The following is a 14,738-nucleotide window of genomic DNA, read 5'->3' as shown; positions in this document are numbered from 1 at the left end:
ATTGGCTGAGCGCCGGATTGGTTAATGCTCTTGATGTCTTATCTCCTTAGCAAGATTCTTCCCTTGGCTCTGTTGCCCCTGGGATTCAGCCTGATCCTTCTAGCGGTGAGTTTGGTTTTCCGTTGGCGCTGGCCTGTGATTATCGCCGCCCTGCTGCTTTGGGTCTTTTCCCTCGGGTTAGTGAGTCAGAGCCTCTGGTGCTGGCTGGAAGCCCCCTGGCAGCGCCGCTCCGCCTTGGAGGCCCCCCAGGCCGATGCCATCGTTGTGCTCAGCGGCGGTCGCCATCCCGCCCCCGGCCCGGCTCGATTAAGCGAGTGGCACGATCCCGACCGCTTCATTGCTGGCCTTGAATTGTTTCGCGCTGGTAGGGCGCCGCGCTTGCTGTTCACTGGGGGGGTCAGCCCCTTTAGCCCTGGTCAGCCCCCCGAAGGACAGCACTATCGCCAGGAAGCTGCATTGCTCGGCGTGCCTGAAGCGGCTATGGCCAGTACTCCGCCGGTGCGCAACACAGCGGATGAGGCAGTAGCCATTCGCCGGCTGCTGCCTGTCCGTCAATCCCGGGTGTTGTTGGTGACCAGCGCCTTTCACATGCGTCGCTCCCAACGCCTGTTCGAACGCCAGGGGATGGAGGTGCTGCCGTTCCCGGTGGACTTCCAGGCCCGTGGCCGCTGGGCAGGTCCGCTCTGGCGTGATCCCACCCAGTGGTTGCCGAGCGCTACAGCCCTGTACAACAGCTCCCGCGCCTTGCGGGAACTTTTGGGGCGGTTGGTGTATCGGGCCTGGTGAGACCGAGCCTCAGAGCGCTGTGCTGTCGCGGTCGCCGGTGCGGATACGCACCACAGACTCCACCGGGCTGATGAAGATCTTGCCGTCACCGATCTCACCGGTGCGGGCGGCATCCGCGATCGACTTGACCACGTCTTCCACCCGGTCGTCTTCGACGACCACTTCGATCTTCAGTTTCTGCAGGAACTCCACGGTGAACTCTGAGCCGCGGTAGCGCTCCACCTGGCCCTTCTGGCGGCCGAAGCCCCGCACTTCGCTCACGGTCATGCCGATGATGCCGGCTTCCACCAACGCCACCTTCACGTCTTCCAGCTTGAAAGGACGAATGATCGCTTCGACCTTTTTCATGGGGGTAGTACAGATCTGCTTTCAAGGATGCCGCGCTCCCCAGAGCCGTGCGTGGCCGCTGTTACAGAACGCTGCCGAAGCTTGACTTCCTAAGGTCGCTGAACAGAACAGGCTTCAAGCGTCCTTTGACCCAGACCCCCCTCTACGGCGAGCGCGCCATCGCCGAAGCCGAGCTGATCTGCTTCGACAACCCCCGCCCCGGGCGCCCCTATGAGGTGTCGATCGAGCTGCCGGAATTCACCTGCAAGTGCCCCTTCTCGGGCTATCCCGACTTCGCGGTGCTGCGCCTGATTTACCAACCCGGGCCCCGGGTTGTGGAGCTGAAGGCGATCAAGCTGTATGTGAACAGCTTCCGCGACCAGTCGATCTCTCATGAGGAGGTCACCAACCGCATCCTCGACGATCTGGTGGCGGCCACCGATCCGGTTTGGATGCAGCTGGAAGCGGATTTCAATCCCCGCGGCAATGTCCACACGGTGGTGCGGGTCAGCCACGGCACTCGTCAGCCTTGCTGACGATTTGCTTTAGGCAAGGTCCAACCAACCGCGCAGGGCGAGATCGAGAGCACTGAGTCGGTCGGGCTCCAGAACGCCCACCAGCTCACCAATGCTTGTGGTGGGCACGCTGAACAGTTTGTCAGCCATCAGTTGGGACGCCTTCTTCAATCCGTTCCTCGCATTGGGTGTGACCGGGATACGCACCAACGGGGCATCCAGCAGGGTGCTGGTGAGGGGGCAGAGCGTGACGCTGGGATGTCCCTGCAGCCAACGGTTGGCTTGCACTACTACGGCGGGTCTTGGTTTGCCGGAATAAGCCCCTGTTGCGGCCACGGTCACGATCAGTCCACGCTGCAAAACCACGGCGCTCATGCTGTCCAGTCACTCCAGTCCGGCACTTGCTCGCTCCAATCCGTCTGATGGGCATGGTGGGCAATCAAGGTCGACTGCCGAAGTGCTTCATCGTTTTGGCCGAACCGTTGCACGTATTGAGCGATGGCTTCACGGACGCAGGCGCTGCGACTTTTCCCCATGCGTTCTGCCAATTGATCCAGTTGCTGTTCGAGTTCAGGCTCGACGCGAACACCAATGGCCATGGTTGAAAGTGTTCAACGATATGTTGAACAACCTAGCTCGCTCCTGTCGACTGGGGGCGGTTGTCGTCTTCAGTACCCACCACCCGCTCCAGCAGCTCTGGCAATTCAGTGGCGAAGGCCGCGAGGTTGCGGTTGCATAGCCCGCCCACGCTGAGTGTTCCGTCGGCAGCAATGGCCCACAGCTGGCGGGTGGCCACCAGGCTCAATCCACCGCCCACCAGCAGCACCGCGAAACCCAGATACACCAGCGGCACGCCGGGATCTCGTTTGAGCAACAGTCCGCTGGCCGGAAGCACCGCATTCACTCGCATCGGCAAGCCCTTCACCTCAGCGGCGGGACCGCCCGGCCGCAGCCGTGCCAGCTGCTGGCCGTCGGCATCGAACACCGTGGCGGGCCCCTGTTCGCTCTCCAGGCTCAGAAACACCGGTTCGGTTCCATCGGGGCGGGTGGGCAGTACCAGGCCCCAGATCTGATCCCCCAGCTCCGGGTAGGTCTGCAACGGCAATTCGAGAACGGGGCTGCGCCCGATCTGCAAACTGATCGTCGCCAGCGACCAATCCGCCTGATAAATCGTGATGCCCCGGTGCCGCAGCGGGTGATTGACGCTGATCTCGGCATCCAAGCGTTGGTTGGGTCCCTGCAGCTGCAGCGCCGAGCGGAACTGTTCCGTGCGGCCCGCCGGGTCCCGATCAATGGCGAAGCGGTCCAGGGTGATCGTCAGTTGGCTGGTGCCATCGCGATCCAGCAGGTCGAGGCTGCGGCCGGGGGCTAGGAATCGCTCCAGGCGGTTCCCCGCCAGGGCACCCCAGGCGGCACCCAGCATCAGCAGCACCAGCCCGGTGTGCACGAGTAGGGGGCCTACTCGGCCGATGGCGCCGCGTCGGGCCGCTAGCCGTTGATCTTTGCGTTGCACCTCCCATCCGCCGGCCCGCAGCACCGTCTCCAGCTGCGTCAGCCTCTGGCTGGGGTCAGCGCAGGGCTGGCATTCGGCGATGGCCAGTTTGCTCAGCTGGCGCGGGGTGCGGTAGTCGATCCAGCGCCGGGCCGCCACCAAGGCCGGCCACTGGCGCCGCCAGCTGCAGAGGATCAGGGCGAGCCCCAGCCAGGCCAGCAGGGCCAGGAACCAACCGCTGGAATACACGTGATCGAGCTGCAGCTGCAGCACCTGCTCGCCGTGGAGCAGCCCGAGCCAGGGGGTGTTGGCATAAGCATCGATGTAGCTGGCGGGGGGATCCCCCTGGGGGATGCCGGTGCCCACGGCACTGGCCAGGGAAATCAGCAGCAGCAGCACGATGGCCAGACGCAGATCACTGAGCCAGGCCGCTAGGCGTTTCAGCAGTGCCGTGCCGCTCTCTATCACCATCAGCTCCAGCGGGCCAGCAAGGTGAGCAGGCCGCTGGTGAGCAGCACAACGCCACTGGCTGGTGGCACCCAGCGGCTGATGCCCCGCAGGGCCAGCAGTTTGGGGATGGCTGCTGCAAAGGTGCCCGCCAGCAGCAGGGGCAGCACCTGGCCGATCCCGAAGCTGCTGAGCAGGGCCACCCCCGCGAGGGGACGCCCGCTCTGGGCGATCCAGCCCAGCAGCACCGCCAACACCGGGGTGGTGCAGGGGGAGGCCGCCAGCCCGAAGGCCAGCCCTGCCGCCACCGGCGCCAGTGGCGCTGGTACCTTCTGGCGCCACTGCTCCGGATCCGGACCACTGGGCAAGGGGATCCGCAGCACCCCCAGAAGGTTCAGCCCCATTGCAACCGTCAGAAGTGCCACCAACGTTGGGATCAGTGCCGGCACCTGGCCGTAAATCCGGCCCAGCAGCCCGCTGATGCTCCCCAGCATCACCAGGGCACCGACGATGCCGCCGCAGAAGGCCAGGCTGCGCTGCCAGGCCGGCTGGCCATCGTCAAAGCCCGCTAGGTAGGCCAGCGTCACCGGCAGCAACGACAGCGAACAGGGGCCGAGGCTGGTGAGGGCACCGCCGCCGAACACCAGCGCCAGGGTGAGCGGGCCAGGCTCTGCCAGGGCGCGCCGCAGCAGCTCTTCGCTGCTCTGGGCCAGATCGGAGAGCAGAAGCAGGTCCACAGGTGCCCTTGAGTGCCCAAAGCCTATCCAGGCAAGCCGTTGCAAAGGTCAGGCTCAATAGGCGGTGTAGCCCTTTTCTTCGATCAGGTGGGAGCCGGTGGCGGTGTTGATCTGCCGTTTCAGCTCAGCCCGCTGGTCATTGCAGCGGTACACCGAGCGGGCCAGCTCGATGAAGCGGGCGTCAAAGCAGCCGCTGGCTTCCTGTTCACGGATGGCGTCTTCGATCGTCCAGAGCCGCTGGTTGATCTCAGAGAGCGTGTCAACGAGCTCCGTTGGCAGCTCTACCCCACAGCCCGCCAAGACACTCTCCAGCAGCGCGAGTTCCTTTTGCACGTTGGCCAGGGCTTCACCGCTGAACCTGTTGGCCTTGATCTGCAGGATGGTGATCTTGTCGACCAACTCCCCAACTGAAACGGGAATTTGCACCTCCATCAGCCTTGGCGCACGGGGCGCGCTCGCCTGTTTGGTCGTCCCCCGATCAAGCCGGTGGATTCCAGTGAACAGCGGATCAGCAGACCCAGGATCACCAGGCTCGACATCAGCGAGTTGCCGCCGTAGCTGATCAAAGGCAGTGGCAGACCGGTGGTGGGCATCGCCCCAGAGGCCACTGCGATGTTCAGGATCGACTGGCCCACCAGGATCGTGGTGCAGCCGATGGCCACGAGCCGTGCCTGGTTGCTTCGGCAGCGCAGGGCCACCCGCAGCCCCACCCAGGCCACCAGCATCAGGAACAGCAGCAGCAGCACTGAACCCACGAATCCAAATTCCTCGGCGAACACCGCGTAGATGAAGTCAGTGCTCTGGATCGGCAGGTATTGGAGCTTCTGGGTGGAGAGGCCATAGCCCTGCCCCATCCAACCGCCCGATCCGATCGCCAGCAGGCTCTGCACCAGCTGATAGCCATCTCCCATCGGGTCGTTCCAGGGATCCAGAAACGACACCACCCGGATCCGCTGGTATTCATTGATCAGAATGCTTGCTGTGCCAAGCAGCGATCCCGCCAGGGCGGTGCCCAACAGGCTGCGCCAGCGCAGGCCGGCCCCTAGGGCCACCATCCAGAGGGTGAGTCCCATCAGGGCCGCTGTGGAGAGGTTGGGTTGCTTGAGGATCAGCAGCAGCAGCCCTCCGAAGCTCCCAAGCCAGAGGAGCTTCTGGTCGAGGCTCATACGGCTCCAGGGGGCGAACAGGTTGGCGGCCTGCAGCACCACGAAGGGTTTCACCAGCTCCGAGGGCTGCATCTGCAGCGGACCCAGCACCAGCCAGCGGCTGGCGCCGTTCACCGTGGTGCCCATCACAAGGGTGGCGGCGATCAGCAGGCAGCCCATCCACAACCCTGGGCCTGACCAGCGCAGCCATCGCCGCAGGTTGGTGGAGATTGTGATGCCCAGCAAACTCCAGCTGGCCAAGAGCCAGATCGCCTGCCGCTTCAGATAGAAACCGCCATCGCCCATTTCCCGCAGGGCCACCCACCAACTGGCGGACGCCAACACCACCAGCCCTGCCACACTCCAGAATCCCGCCAGCCCCATTAACAGGCGAGCTTCTGCTGGCCAGAGCTGCCACGGCAAGGGCAGCAGCCGCTGAATCAGAGCCAACGTCTGAGTTTCTTGCTTACCCCGTCGTCTCGAAGCTCTTTGTAGGGCTGTCGCCTGACCCAAACGTTTGCTCAACCAGAATCAATGCACCATTGAGCCGTGAAATGGTTGCCTTGCCAAGGCACTGATTGAAGAGAATTGTTGGCTGGGAGTCTTTGCAGGGCTTGATGAGCAGCTGTTTCGCTTATGCAACGTTCAACCGCTCTTGCTCAACTTCCCATTGCACGTGGGATCCCCAGGATTGCTGGCGCACCCAGCAGCGTCCGCCGCGGCAGTGAAGCACCTGGAAAGGCGGCAGGTCGCAGGGCTGGTTGTCGAGTCGCACAAAGCTGCCCGGCTGCAACAGCGGCACCACCTTGGCGGGTTGGGGGCGGTGGTTGGACACGTCCCTCGACGCGAATTAAGGAAATCCTCCAGGCAGAACACGTTCCAGCCGCTGGATCGCCGGTTTTCTTCGGGATCGGTCTGCTTTTATGTCGCAATGGCGTCCAAACAGCGTCTTGATCTGGAACTCCTGACCCGTGGATTGGTCAGTTCGCGCCAACAGGCGCAGCAGTTGATTCGTGCTGGGAAGGTGCGGGATGGCGCCGGCACCCTGTTGGACAAGCCCGGAACGGAGGTGACGCCGGAGCGAGAACTGCGGGTTGAGCAGCCCCCACGCTTTGTCTCCCGAGGTGGCGAAAAACTGTTGGCGGGCTTGAAGGCTTTCCCTGTGCCGGTGGAGGGGCGCGTCTGCCTGGACGGCGGCATCTCCACCGGAGGCTTCACCGATTGCCTGCTGCAGCACGGTGCGACCCGTGTTTATGGCGTTGATGTGGGTTATGGCCAAACGGCCTGGAGCCTGCGAACCGACGAACGGGTGGTGCTGCGGGAACGCACCAACCTGCGCCATCTGCAGCCCGACGATCTCTATGGGGCCGACGACCTCTGGCCCAGTCTGGCGGTTACCGATGTGTCATTCATTTCCCTGAGGTTGATTCTTCCGGCGTTGCGCCGGTTGTTGCGGGGTCCCGATACCGATGCGCTGGTGCTGGTGAAGCCGCAGTTTGAGGTGGGCAAGAGCCGCGTCGGCAAGGGCGGCGTGGTGCGTGACCCTGCGGCCCACCGGGATGCCATTGAATCCGTGATTGCAGCGGCAGCAGAAGCGGGGTGGCAGCCCCAGGGCTTGGTGGCTTCGCCGATCACCGGACCGGCCGGCAACCACGAGTATGTGCTTTGGTTGGGGGAGGGAGATGCCGCTGTTCTTCCGGATCTCGATGCTTTGGTGGCGCAGACCCTCCAGAGTTGATGGCCAATAAAAAAGCCCGGTATTGAACCGGGCTCGGAATTCGCTTTGGAGCGGAGTTCAGTTGCCGACGTTGACCTGCTGACCCCCGGTGCAGAGCTCCACCTTGATAATGCGGCCACCCTGCTTTTGGATGCGCTGCTGTTCAGCGAACCAGCTGTCGTAGGGCACCCACTTGGTGAAGAAGGTGTTCTGCAATTCGCGCTGCGTCCGAACTTTTTCAGGGCTGGGAATGCAGGCGGTGACTTTGAACAACCGCATGGGGCTCAGTTGCCGAGGCCGGAGCAGATGTAGTCGAAGTAGACACCCATTTCCTTGCCAGCATCAGGGCCCACCAGGCCTGCGGTCACTTCCTTCATGGCCTGGATGGCCTGAACTGTGGCGCCAATGGGCACACCCAGGGAGTTGTAGGTCTCCTTGAGGCCGTTCAGAACACGCTCGTCGAGGATCGAGGTGTCGCCAGCCAGCATGGCGTAGGTGGAATAACGCAGGTAGTAATCCAGGTCGCGGATGCAGGCTGCGTAGCGGCGGGTGGTGTACATGTTGCCGCCGGGACGGGTGATGTCCGAGTACAGCAGGGCCTTGGCGACGGCATCGCGGATGATGGCCGAAGCATTGGCACTGATGGTGGCGGCAGCGCGCACGCGCAGTTCACCACTGGCGAAATACGACTCGAGGCTGCTCATCGAAGCCGTGTCCAGGTAGAGGCCCTGGACGTCCGACTTGTTGATGACGTTGGTGATGGCGTCTTGCATGGATCCGTGAGGAGACGAGAGGGAAATTCAGCGAGCGGTTCAGGCGAGGGCGCCAACCACGTAATCGAAGTAGGTGCCGGCTTCCTCTGCGTCGGCTCCGGTGAGAAGGCCCATGGCGACGATCTTCATCTCGCGCACGGCTTCTGCCATGGCTTCCAGGGGAGTGCCCAAGGAGCGGTAGAGCTCTTTCGCGCCGATCACGCCGATCTCTTCGATCGGAGTGACGTCACCGGCGACGATGCCGTAGGTGACAAGACGGAGGTAGTAATCCATGTCACGCAGACATGTGGCGGTCATCTCTTCTCCGTAGGCGTTGCCGCCGGGGGAGATGACGTCGGGACGCTTCTGGAACAGCTGACCACCAGCCTGCTTGACGATGCGCTCGCGGCTCTCGCACAGGACCTGGGCCACGCGCAGACGGCGTTGACCGCCGGTGACGAAGGCTTTGATCTGGTCGAGTTCGCCAGGGCTGAGGTAGCGGGCTTCGGCGTCCGCGTTGATGATCGAGTTGGAGACGATGCTCATGCAGTTCTGCCTCGAAACAAGCGGCCGCCCGTAGGAGACCGGTATCCGGTGAATAAGGGGTGATCCCGAGGGATCGCGTCTCAGACTAAAGGCTGAGACAGGGGGTCGAAGCGTCGGGAGTGAGACTTGTTCACAACGGTCAACACTGATCGTTGTGGCCCCGCTCCGTTGGGATCGGCTGAGGCATTCTGCGCTGGCGACGGCCTGGGATTTTTGCCCGGGTAACAGTTCTTCACGGCATCGACCGTGGCTCGAAAGCCGTTGCCATGACTGCGCTTTGCGTCATGGTTCGAGAGGCTCCCAAGACGCAGAAAATGATCCCGATGAAGCGGCACTTCACCGGGATCCAATGAGAACAACCGCTGGCAATTGGGGCGGTTGTTTGTCAGGAAAATCGCCGTTTGGCTCAGATCGCGTCGCCCGTGGGGGGATTCAGGCCGGCATTGCCGCGGTAGAGCGAAGCCGTGCGCTGGATGGTGGCCTGGCTGACCCCTGAGGCTGTCGACATGCCGTCGATGCGGGGCACGGTTGTGCTGATCCGTTCCGCCAACAGTTCGGTGACAGCTGCACCCTGACCTGCTTGAGCGCGGGTGATCAAGAAGCGGCTGGTCTCTGCTGGGGTGGTGGCCCGTCCCAGCAGCGCCAGGCCTGCGGCGGATGCGGCCCGAAGCGGAGCCATGGAGGCGATGCGGTTCTGGAACGCTTCGCTCATGGCCACTTCAGCGATGAAATCAGGCAGGTCGATGTCCTGATTGCGCAGTCGGGACTCGGCGGAGACCAGGCGCTCGCTTTCCGTTGGGACACGGTTCAGCAGTTGCCGATACGTCGCATCGAGCACGGTGCGAAGTTCAGACTCGCTGCAGGGCTGTTTCAGCTCCAGCATGGCCGGGAGCCCTTCCCGCAGCTGGAATCCAGAGGCATCGGCGTTGGCCAGTGCCTGCCCCATGGTCGAGAGGGCCTGGGTCTTGCCGGTCGCCACGGAGCGGCTCTTGACCGTCCATGAGGGGCCATCAAGCTTGCTGGGCTCGGATCCGCTGGCCCGACGCATCGGGAAGCCGGTTTGCTTCGAGGCCAGGCTTTGCTGGCGGACCACCGACAGCCAACGGGAGTCGGCACCGCTGGCGCCACTGGTGGGCGTCCAGGTTCCTTGCGATGCCGACTTGGTGTCGACCAGGTTGCGGGGTGTGATCGTGCCACTGCTGCGGAAGCCTTCCGATGGCCGCGCTTCCGGGCGGCTGCTCTGGGTGAGATCGGCTACGGCGGCGAGATTGAGCGGGCGGGCCCAGCCGGGGGCACGACGGGCGTTCACATCGCCTGGGGTGATGAATCGCTCAAAGGGGACCGTGTCGGATCCGAATGCTTCGCTGTATTCACGGCTGTCTATCAGGGCGTCCACCACCCCGTAGAAGCCGTGGCGGGCAGCCGTGTCGAACAGGGCATCAATTTCCCAGCGGCCGAAGGTGGGACGTCCCAGCAGACGGCGGTGCATCACTTCGATCGCCTTCACGATGTAAAGGCCACTCCAGTAGCGGCGACGGAAGGCATCAGAGCGGGCGACCGCGCGCACGAAATCCTTCAGGGAGATGTCACCGTTCTCGAGCCGAGCTTCGGCTGAACCCATGCGTTCTCCCGCATAGCCACCGTTGCCCAGCACCTGCACATACACCGCTTTGATCACGGCTTGGGTGCTGGCTTCAGTGGTACGAACGCTGGGGTTTCCGCTGCGACGGGGATTGACGGTTCCCCCGGTTGCGATCTGCTGAAGCCGAACCACCCGTGGTCCCACCTTGCGAGGGCGGCTGCCGCGGAAGCTGGCGCTGTCCAGCTGTCCGGGGCTGTTGAGACCGTTGCTCACCAGCAGGCGGCGGCTGTCGTAGCCGTATGGTGCCGGCCGTGTGGCCACCGAAGCGGTTCCGCTGGGGAAGATGGCGCCGTACTGGTTGGCCACCGGATCATTGCCGCCGCCGTAGACGTGCTGATCGGCAAAGGGTTGGCGGTAGGAGGCGTAGAGGGTGACGTATTGCGGCGCGCCATCGAAGGGGGCGCTGAATTTGAACAGCTTGCGATTGGAGCCCCAACCGGCGCTCTCCTGAGCTTCAGTGCCGAGATCCCGCAGGTAGGGAACGGTTTCCTCACCAAAGGCCTGGGCGTATTCCGAGGAATTCACCAGCACATCCACCAGACCGTTCAGGCCCTGGTCGCTGAGGATCGCGAACGACTTGCGGAATTCCTCGAGGGAGCTGATGCCCCGGCCGAGGAAGTGGCGGTAAGCAAGTTCCACCACGCGGCTGTTGACGAAACCGTTGTGGAACTGCTGGCGATACTCCTTGCTGCGGCCGAGGGCGCGAACGAATTCACGCATTGAGATCTGTCCCTGGGCGACGGCACTGGCTTTGTCCGCACAGGGGGTCTGGGAGTAGCCCTTGGCGATGTCGCGCTCAAACACCTGGCGGTAGGCGGCGCGGATAATTTCAGCTTTCTCGGCTCCGGACAGACCGGGACGCATTTCAAACAGCTGGCGTCCCTCTGAGGCCAGGGCATAGATCGCCGGCAGCTGCAGGCCCTGCTGCACTGCACTCCCCTGGCGCTGCTTCGTGCTGGGGGTGGGGATGGCCAGCTCCTGCAACAGCACGTTGAAGCAGTCGATGGTCATCTGACGGGCTTCAGGACGATCCCGCAGCAGTTCCGCTGAAGCAGCCCGCATCTCCTGAAGAGCCACGTTGGTGGCCGCCAGAGAGCAGTTCTCCAGAAGGATGTCCCGCAGGCCGCGGGTGTTCACCGCAAGGATGCTGGGGTCACCTGCCACCAGGGCATAGCCCACATAGCGCAGGAACCAACCCATGTCGCGCACCGACTTGCGCATGAAGGCCGGGCCGTACTTGGCCACGCTGATGGCGTTGAAACCGGTGGGGAGCACAACCCGCACGTCGGCATCGCCACCAGCTCCTTCCAGCAGGCGGGTGAGGAAGTTGCCCCGCTTGGTGCTGTTGCTGTCGCCGGTGAAGGTGCGCACCGACTGTTCAAACGCGGCTTGGTCAGCAGCCAGGGGAGTTCCTTCCTTACCTGTTGAACGTGCGGTTTCGCCCGTTGTTAGAGGCGCTTCAAGGAAGGAGAGGGGCGTTCCTCCCACAAAAATTCTGTTGGCGGCGCGGGCCACGATGGCCTCGGCGTTGGCCGCAATGATCCGGGACGCTTCGATCCGGTCCTGACCGGTTCGGAAGAAGGTCACAAGACTGTCCAGTTCCCCGTTGTCAGGGAAACGGTCCTGCTGCTCTGCCTGACGGACGCTGGAGAGCGGCAGCGTGTCGAACAGTTGGGGAGACACGCGCGGGCTGCCGCTGCTGGCGGTCACTGTCATCGACGAAAGCAAGCCGGATCGCGCCACGTTACGGCTGCTGGGATGGCCCTCCGTGGCCCCATGAACAAATGTTTGCAGGCCTTGCGGTGCTGCAGGGGATCCACGGGTCTGACGTGAAAAGCTCGCAGGCGCGAAATCAGCGCTGCATGACCCACCCCAAGCCCAGTGATGCTGCGACTCCCGTGGTGAGTGCGTTTTATGACCGCTTCCCCTTCCCGGGGGATCCACTGCAGGACGGCCCCCCACCTGGATACAACTGGCGTTGGTGTCATCGCAGCGTTCTGGCCGCTGTGCACGGCTCGATCCCTGCAGGGATGGAGGCGCCGCGGATCCTCGATGCCGGTTGCGGAACCGGGGTGAGCACCGATTACCTCTGCCATCTCAATCCGGGTGCTGACGTGCTCGGGGTGGACATCAGTGATGGGGCTCTGGCGGTGGCGCGGGAAAGGTGCCAGCGCTCCGGGGCGCCTGAGCAAGTGACCTCCCTGCGTCAGGAGCGGCGCAGTCTTCTTGATCTGGCCGACGAAGGGGCCTTCGACTACATCAACTCGGTGGGGGTGTTGCATCACCTGGATCAGCCGGAAGCGGGGCTGCGCTCCCTGGCGGATCGCCTGGCTCCGTCGGGTCTGCTGCATCTCTTCCTTTATGCCGATGCCGGTCGCTGGGAGATCCACCGCACCCAGAAAGCGCTGAGTCTTCTGAATGCCGGCACAGGCTCGGAGGGCCTGCATCTGGGGCGGGAGCTGTTCGAGACCCTGCCTGAGGGCAACCGCCTTGCCCGTCATCACCGGGAACGCTGGGCCGTGGATTGCGCACCTGACGCAAATTTCGCGGACATGTACCTGCACCCGCAGGAAACCAGTTACAACCTCGAGCGTCTTTTCGCGTTCATCGAAACGGCGGGTCTGCATTTCGCCGGCTTCTCCAATCCGGAGGTTTGGGATCCATCCCGCCTTCTGCAGGGAGAACTGCTTGAGCGAGCCCAGGCCTTGCCACCGCGTCAGCAGTGGGAGCTTGTGGAGCAGCTGGATCCCGACATCAGCCACTTCGAGTTCTTTCTCTCTGCGGCACCAGTGGAGCGAGCTTGCTGGAGTGATGAGGCCCTGGGCCTCGCCAGGGGTTTGGTTCAGCCCTGCCTCTGGGGAGAACCCGATCCGATTCTTGGTCGCAACATGGAGCCCATTCAGCTCACGGATGCCGACCGCTCCCTGCTGCGGACTGTCGCTGAGCAGCCGCAACAGAGGCTGGGGGCCCTTGCGTCTCCCGATCAGATCCGCGATCTTGTGGATCGCCAGCTGCTGCTGTTGCAGGAATAACAGCAGCGAACGCGTGATAGATTCCGCGCGCCATTTCAGGCAGCGCTTGGAAGATTTTTACCGTCTTCAACGTCGCCTGCTGTTGGCCACCCTTCTGGTGTCACTCGTCACGGTTCCGATCGTGGCTCTCACCATGAATCTCTCGGTGGCCGGCAGTGTTCTAGTGGGCTCCTGCGCCGGACTTCTGTACGTGCGCTTGCTTGCTCGCAGTGTGGCCCGGCTCAGTGACCAGTCCCGTGGACTGGGGCGTTTTCAGCTCATCGTTCCAACCCTGCTTGTGGTTGGTTCGGCCAAGCTGCCTCAGCTCGATCTGCTGCCGGCCTTCCTGGGATTCCTTCTCTACAAGCCCGCCCTGATTCTTCAGCACGTCTTCGACGACCGCTGAGTCTGAGCACTTTTCTCTGCACCCATGGCTTTGTTGCCCTTACCACTCCCGTTCGCTGAACTGGAAGTGGGTCATCACCTGTACTGGCAGATCGGCGATCTGTATCTGCATGGTCAGGTGTTCCTGAGCTCCTGGATCCTGATCGGCATCCTCCTGGCTGTGGTGCTTGTCGGCACCCGCGGGATGAAGCGTGACCCGATCGGTCTGCAGAACCTGCTCGAATTCCTCTGGAATTTCATCCGCGATATCGCCCGCGACAACATCGGCGAGAAGTACTACCGCGACTGGCTGCCGTTCATCGGCACCCTGTTCTTGTTCATCTTCGTGAGCAACTGGGGCGGAGCCCTGATCCCCTGGAAGATCTTCGAACTCCCTGAGGGTGAGCTCGGCGCTCCCACCGCAGACATCAACACCACCGTGGCGATGGCTCTGCTGGTGTCACTGGCGTACTTCTATGCCGGCCTGAGCCGTAAAGGTCTGCGCTTCTTCGAGCTGTACGTGGAGCCGACCCCGATCATGCTCCCGTTCAAGATCATCGAGGAATTCACCAAGCCTCTCTCCCTCTCCTTCCGTCTGTTCGGAAACATCCTTGCCGACGAATTGGCTGTGGGCGTGCTGGTGTACCTGGTTCCGCTGATCGTGCCCCTGCCTGTGATGCTTCTGGGTCTGTTCACCAGTGCCATTCAGGCTCTGATCTTCGCGACCCTGGCGTCCTTCTACATCGGTGAAGGCCTCCACGAGGCCCACTAAAAACCGACCCCCTCTATCGCCTGAGAACGGCGATCTGCTAAACACATCCGCGCGCAGGTCCGGCATTGCACCCGGGCCCGTTCCTTCGGGAATGTCCCTGCGCGGGGGGAACCGATCCCCAAGTCCATTCCGTACAGCGCTCCCCAGCGCTTCCCCTTACACCACCCAACATGGATTCCATCACCTCCGCCGCTTCCGTTGTGGCTGCTGGCCTGGCAGTCGGCCTCGCCGCCATCGGCCCTGGTATCGGTCAGGGCACCGCGTCCGGCGGCGCTGTTGAGGGCATCGCCCGTCAGCCCGAAGCCGAAGGCAAGATCCGCGGCACCCTGCTGCTGTCCCTGGCATTCATGGAATCGCTGACCATCTACGGCCTGGTGGTGGCTCTGGTGCTTCTGTTCGCCAACCCCTTCGCCGGCTGATCAGTGCAGGGGGATCGCTGATCCCCCTCCTGAACTTCTTGTTTCG

At 63.1% G+C, this 14,738-nt stretch carries 19 protein-coding genes; 7 read left to right on the top strand and 12 right to left on the bottom strand.

Annotated elements, in window-relative coordinates:
* Positions 1-33: 33 nt before the first annotated feature.
* Positions 34-786: a YdcF family protein gene (locus tag SynM161_RS09755; RefSeq protein WP_186541121.1), complete on the top strand. Its 753-nt coding sequence runs from the start codon at positions 34-36 to the stop codon at positions 784-786.
* A gap of 9 nt (positions 787-795) precedes the next feature.
* Here SynM161_RS09755 and SynM161_RS09750 read toward each other — a convergent pair whose 3' ends face one another.
* Positions 796-1,134 carry a P-II family nitrogen regulator gene (locus SynM161_RS09750; RefSeq protein WP_186541119.1) on the bottom strand — a complete coding sequence of 113 codons (339 nt, stop codon included), beginning with the start codon at positions 1,132-1,134 and terminating at the stop codon, positions 796-798.
* A 125-nt stretch (positions 1,135-1,259) separates the two neighbouring features.
* On the opposite strand from SynM161_RS09750, the gene queF reads away from it, so the two are divergent.
* Positions 1,260-1,649 carry a preQ(1) synthase gene (gene queF / locus SynM161_RS09745; protein WP_186541117.1) on the top strand — a complete coding sequence of 130 codons (390 nt, stop codon included), beginning with the start codon at positions 1,260-1,262 and terminating at the stop codon, positions 1,647-1,649.
* 9 nt (positions 1,650-1,658) lie between these two features.
* Here queF and SynM161_RS09740 read toward each other — a convergent pair whose 3' ends face one another.
* The 7 genes from SynM161_RS09740 to SynM161_RS09710 form a co-directional block, all read right to left on the bottom strand.
* Complete coding sequence (locus SynM161_RS09740; protein ID WP_255441772.1) at positions 1,659-2,003, bottom strand: type II toxin-antitoxin system PemK/MazF family toxin; 345 nt, start codon at positions 2,001-2,003, stop codon at positions 1,659-1,661.
* Entirely contained in the window at positions 2,000-2,227 is a 228-nt protein-coding gene (locus SynM161_RS09735) for a ribbon-helix-helix protein, CopG family (RefSeq protein ID WP_186541109.1), read from the bottom strand. The genes SynM161_RS09740 and SynM161_RS09735 overlap by 4 nt, the downstream gene beginning before the upstream one ends.
* Positions 2,228-2,259: 32 nt before the next feature.
* On the bottom strand, positions 2,260-3,591 hold the full coding sequence (locus tag SynM161_RS09730; RefSeq protein ID WP_186541107.1) for a cytochrome c biogenesis protein ResB: 1,332 nt from the start codon (positions 3,589-3,591) through the stop codon (positions 2,260-2,262).
* Positions 3,591-4,304 (bottom strand): cytochrome c biogenesis CcdA family protein, encoded by a 714-nt coding sequence (locus SynM161_RS09725; RefSeq protein ID WP_186541105.1) that lies wholly within the window; start codon positions 4,302-4,304, stop codon positions 3,591-3,593. Before SynM161_RS09725 ends, SynM161_RS09730 begins: the two co-directional genes overlap by 1 nt.
* 54 nt (positions 4,305-4,358) lie before the next feature.
* Positions 4,359-4,736, bottom strand: coding sequence for a DUF6165 family protein (locus SynM161_RS09720; RefSeq protein ID WP_186541104.1), 378 nt, complete (start codon positions 4,734-4,736; stop codon positions 4,359-4,361).
* A complete protein-coding gene (locus SynM161_RS09715) occupies positions 4,736-5,899 on the bottom strand; it encodes an FtsW/RodA/SpoVE family cell cycle protein (protein ID WP_370593053.1) in 1,164 nt (387 codons plus the stop codon). The genes SynM161_RS09720 and SynM161_RS09715 overlap by 1 nt, the downstream gene beginning before the upstream one ends.
* A gap of 184 nt (positions 5,900-6,083) precedes the next feature.
* Positions 6,084-6,284, bottom strand: coding sequence for a hypothetical protein (locus SynM161_RS09710; protein WP_186541103.1), 201 nt, complete (start codon positions 6,282-6,284; stop codon positions 6,084-6,086).
* Between the two features lie 96 nt (positions 6,285-6,380).
* Here SynM161_RS09710 and SynM161_RS09705 point away from each other — a divergent pair, with 96 nt between their 5' ends.
* Positions 6,381-7,187 (top strand): TlyA family RNA methyltransferase, encoded by an 807-nt coding sequence (locus SynM161_RS09705; RefSeq protein WP_186541102.1) that lies wholly within the window; start codon positions 6,381-6,383, stop codon positions 7,185-7,187.
* A 57-nt stretch (positions 7,188-7,244) separates the two neighbouring features.
* On the opposite strand, the gene SynM161_RS09700 is transcribed toward SynM161_RS09705, so the two are convergent.
* From SynM161_RS09700 to SynM161_RS09685, 4 genes are all read right to left on the bottom strand, one after another.
* A complete protein-coding gene (locus SynM161_RS09700; protein ID WP_006851140.1) occupies positions 7,245-7,445 on the bottom strand; it encodes a phycobilisome linker polypeptide in 201 nt (66 codons plus the stop codon).
* A 5-nt stretch (positions 7,446-7,450) separates the two neighbouring features.
* Complete coding sequence (gene apcB / locus SynM161_RS09695) at positions 7,451-7,939, bottom strand: allophycocyanin subunit beta (RefSeq protein ID WP_114989511.1); 489 nt, start codon at positions 7,937-7,939, stop codon at positions 7,451-7,453.
* A gap of 39 nt (positions 7,940-7,978) precedes the next feature.
* The gene (locus SynM161_RS09690) at positions 7,979-8,464 is read right to left on the bottom strand and encodes an allophycocyanin (protein WP_114989510.1); all 486 of its coding nucleotides are present in this window, start codon (positions 8,462-8,464) and stop codon (positions 7,979-7,981) included.
* A gap of 406 nt (positions 8,465-8,870) precedes the next feature.
* Complete coding sequence (locus SynM161_RS09685; protein WP_186541101.1) at positions 8,871-11,822, bottom strand: phycobilisome rod-core linker polypeptide; 2,952 nt, start codon at positions 11,820-11,822, stop codon at positions 8,871-8,873.
* A gap of 146 nt (positions 11,823-11,968) precedes the next feature.
* Between SynM161_RS09685 and SynM161_RS09680 the strand changes: the two genes are divergently transcribed.
* The 4 genes from SynM161_RS09680 (at position 11,969) to atpE (ending at position 14,692) form a co-directional block, all read left to right on the top strand.
* Entirely contained in the window at positions 11,969-13,138 is a 1,170-nt protein-coding gene (locus SynM161_RS09680; RefSeq protein WP_186541100.1) for a class I SAM-dependent methyltransferase, read from the top strand.
* 46 nt (positions 13,139-13,184) lie between these two features.
* The gene (locus tag SynM161_RS09675) at positions 13,185-13,523 is read left to right on the top strand and encodes a hypothetical protein (RefSeq protein ID WP_186541099.1); all 339 of its coding nucleotides are present in this window, start codon (positions 13,185-13,187) and stop codon (positions 13,521-13,523) included.
* Between the two features lie 24 nt (positions 13,524-13,547).
* Positions 13,548-14,273: a F0F1 ATP synthase subunit A gene (atpB, locus tag SynM161_RS09670; protein ID WP_006852023.1), complete on the top strand. Its 726-nt coding sequence runs from the start codon at positions 13,548-13,550 to the stop codon at positions 14,271-14,273.
* Between the two features lie 170 nt (positions 14,274-14,443).
* Positions 14,444-14,692, top strand: a complete 249-nt coding sequence (gene atpE / locus SynM161_RS09665) for an ATP synthase F0 subunit C (RefSeq protein ID WP_006851467.1) — start codon at positions 14,444-14,446, stop codon at positions 14,690-14,692.
* The last annotated feature ends 46 nt before the right edge of the window (positions 14,693-14,738 follow it).

Origin of the sequence: Synechococcus sp. M16.1 (assembly GCF_014279895.1) — a bacterium.
GTDB lineage: Bacteria > Cyanobacteriota > Cyanobacteriia > PCC-6307 > Cyanobiaceae > Parasynechococcus.
This window is presented reverse-complemented; position numbering and strand designations above follow the sequence as displayed.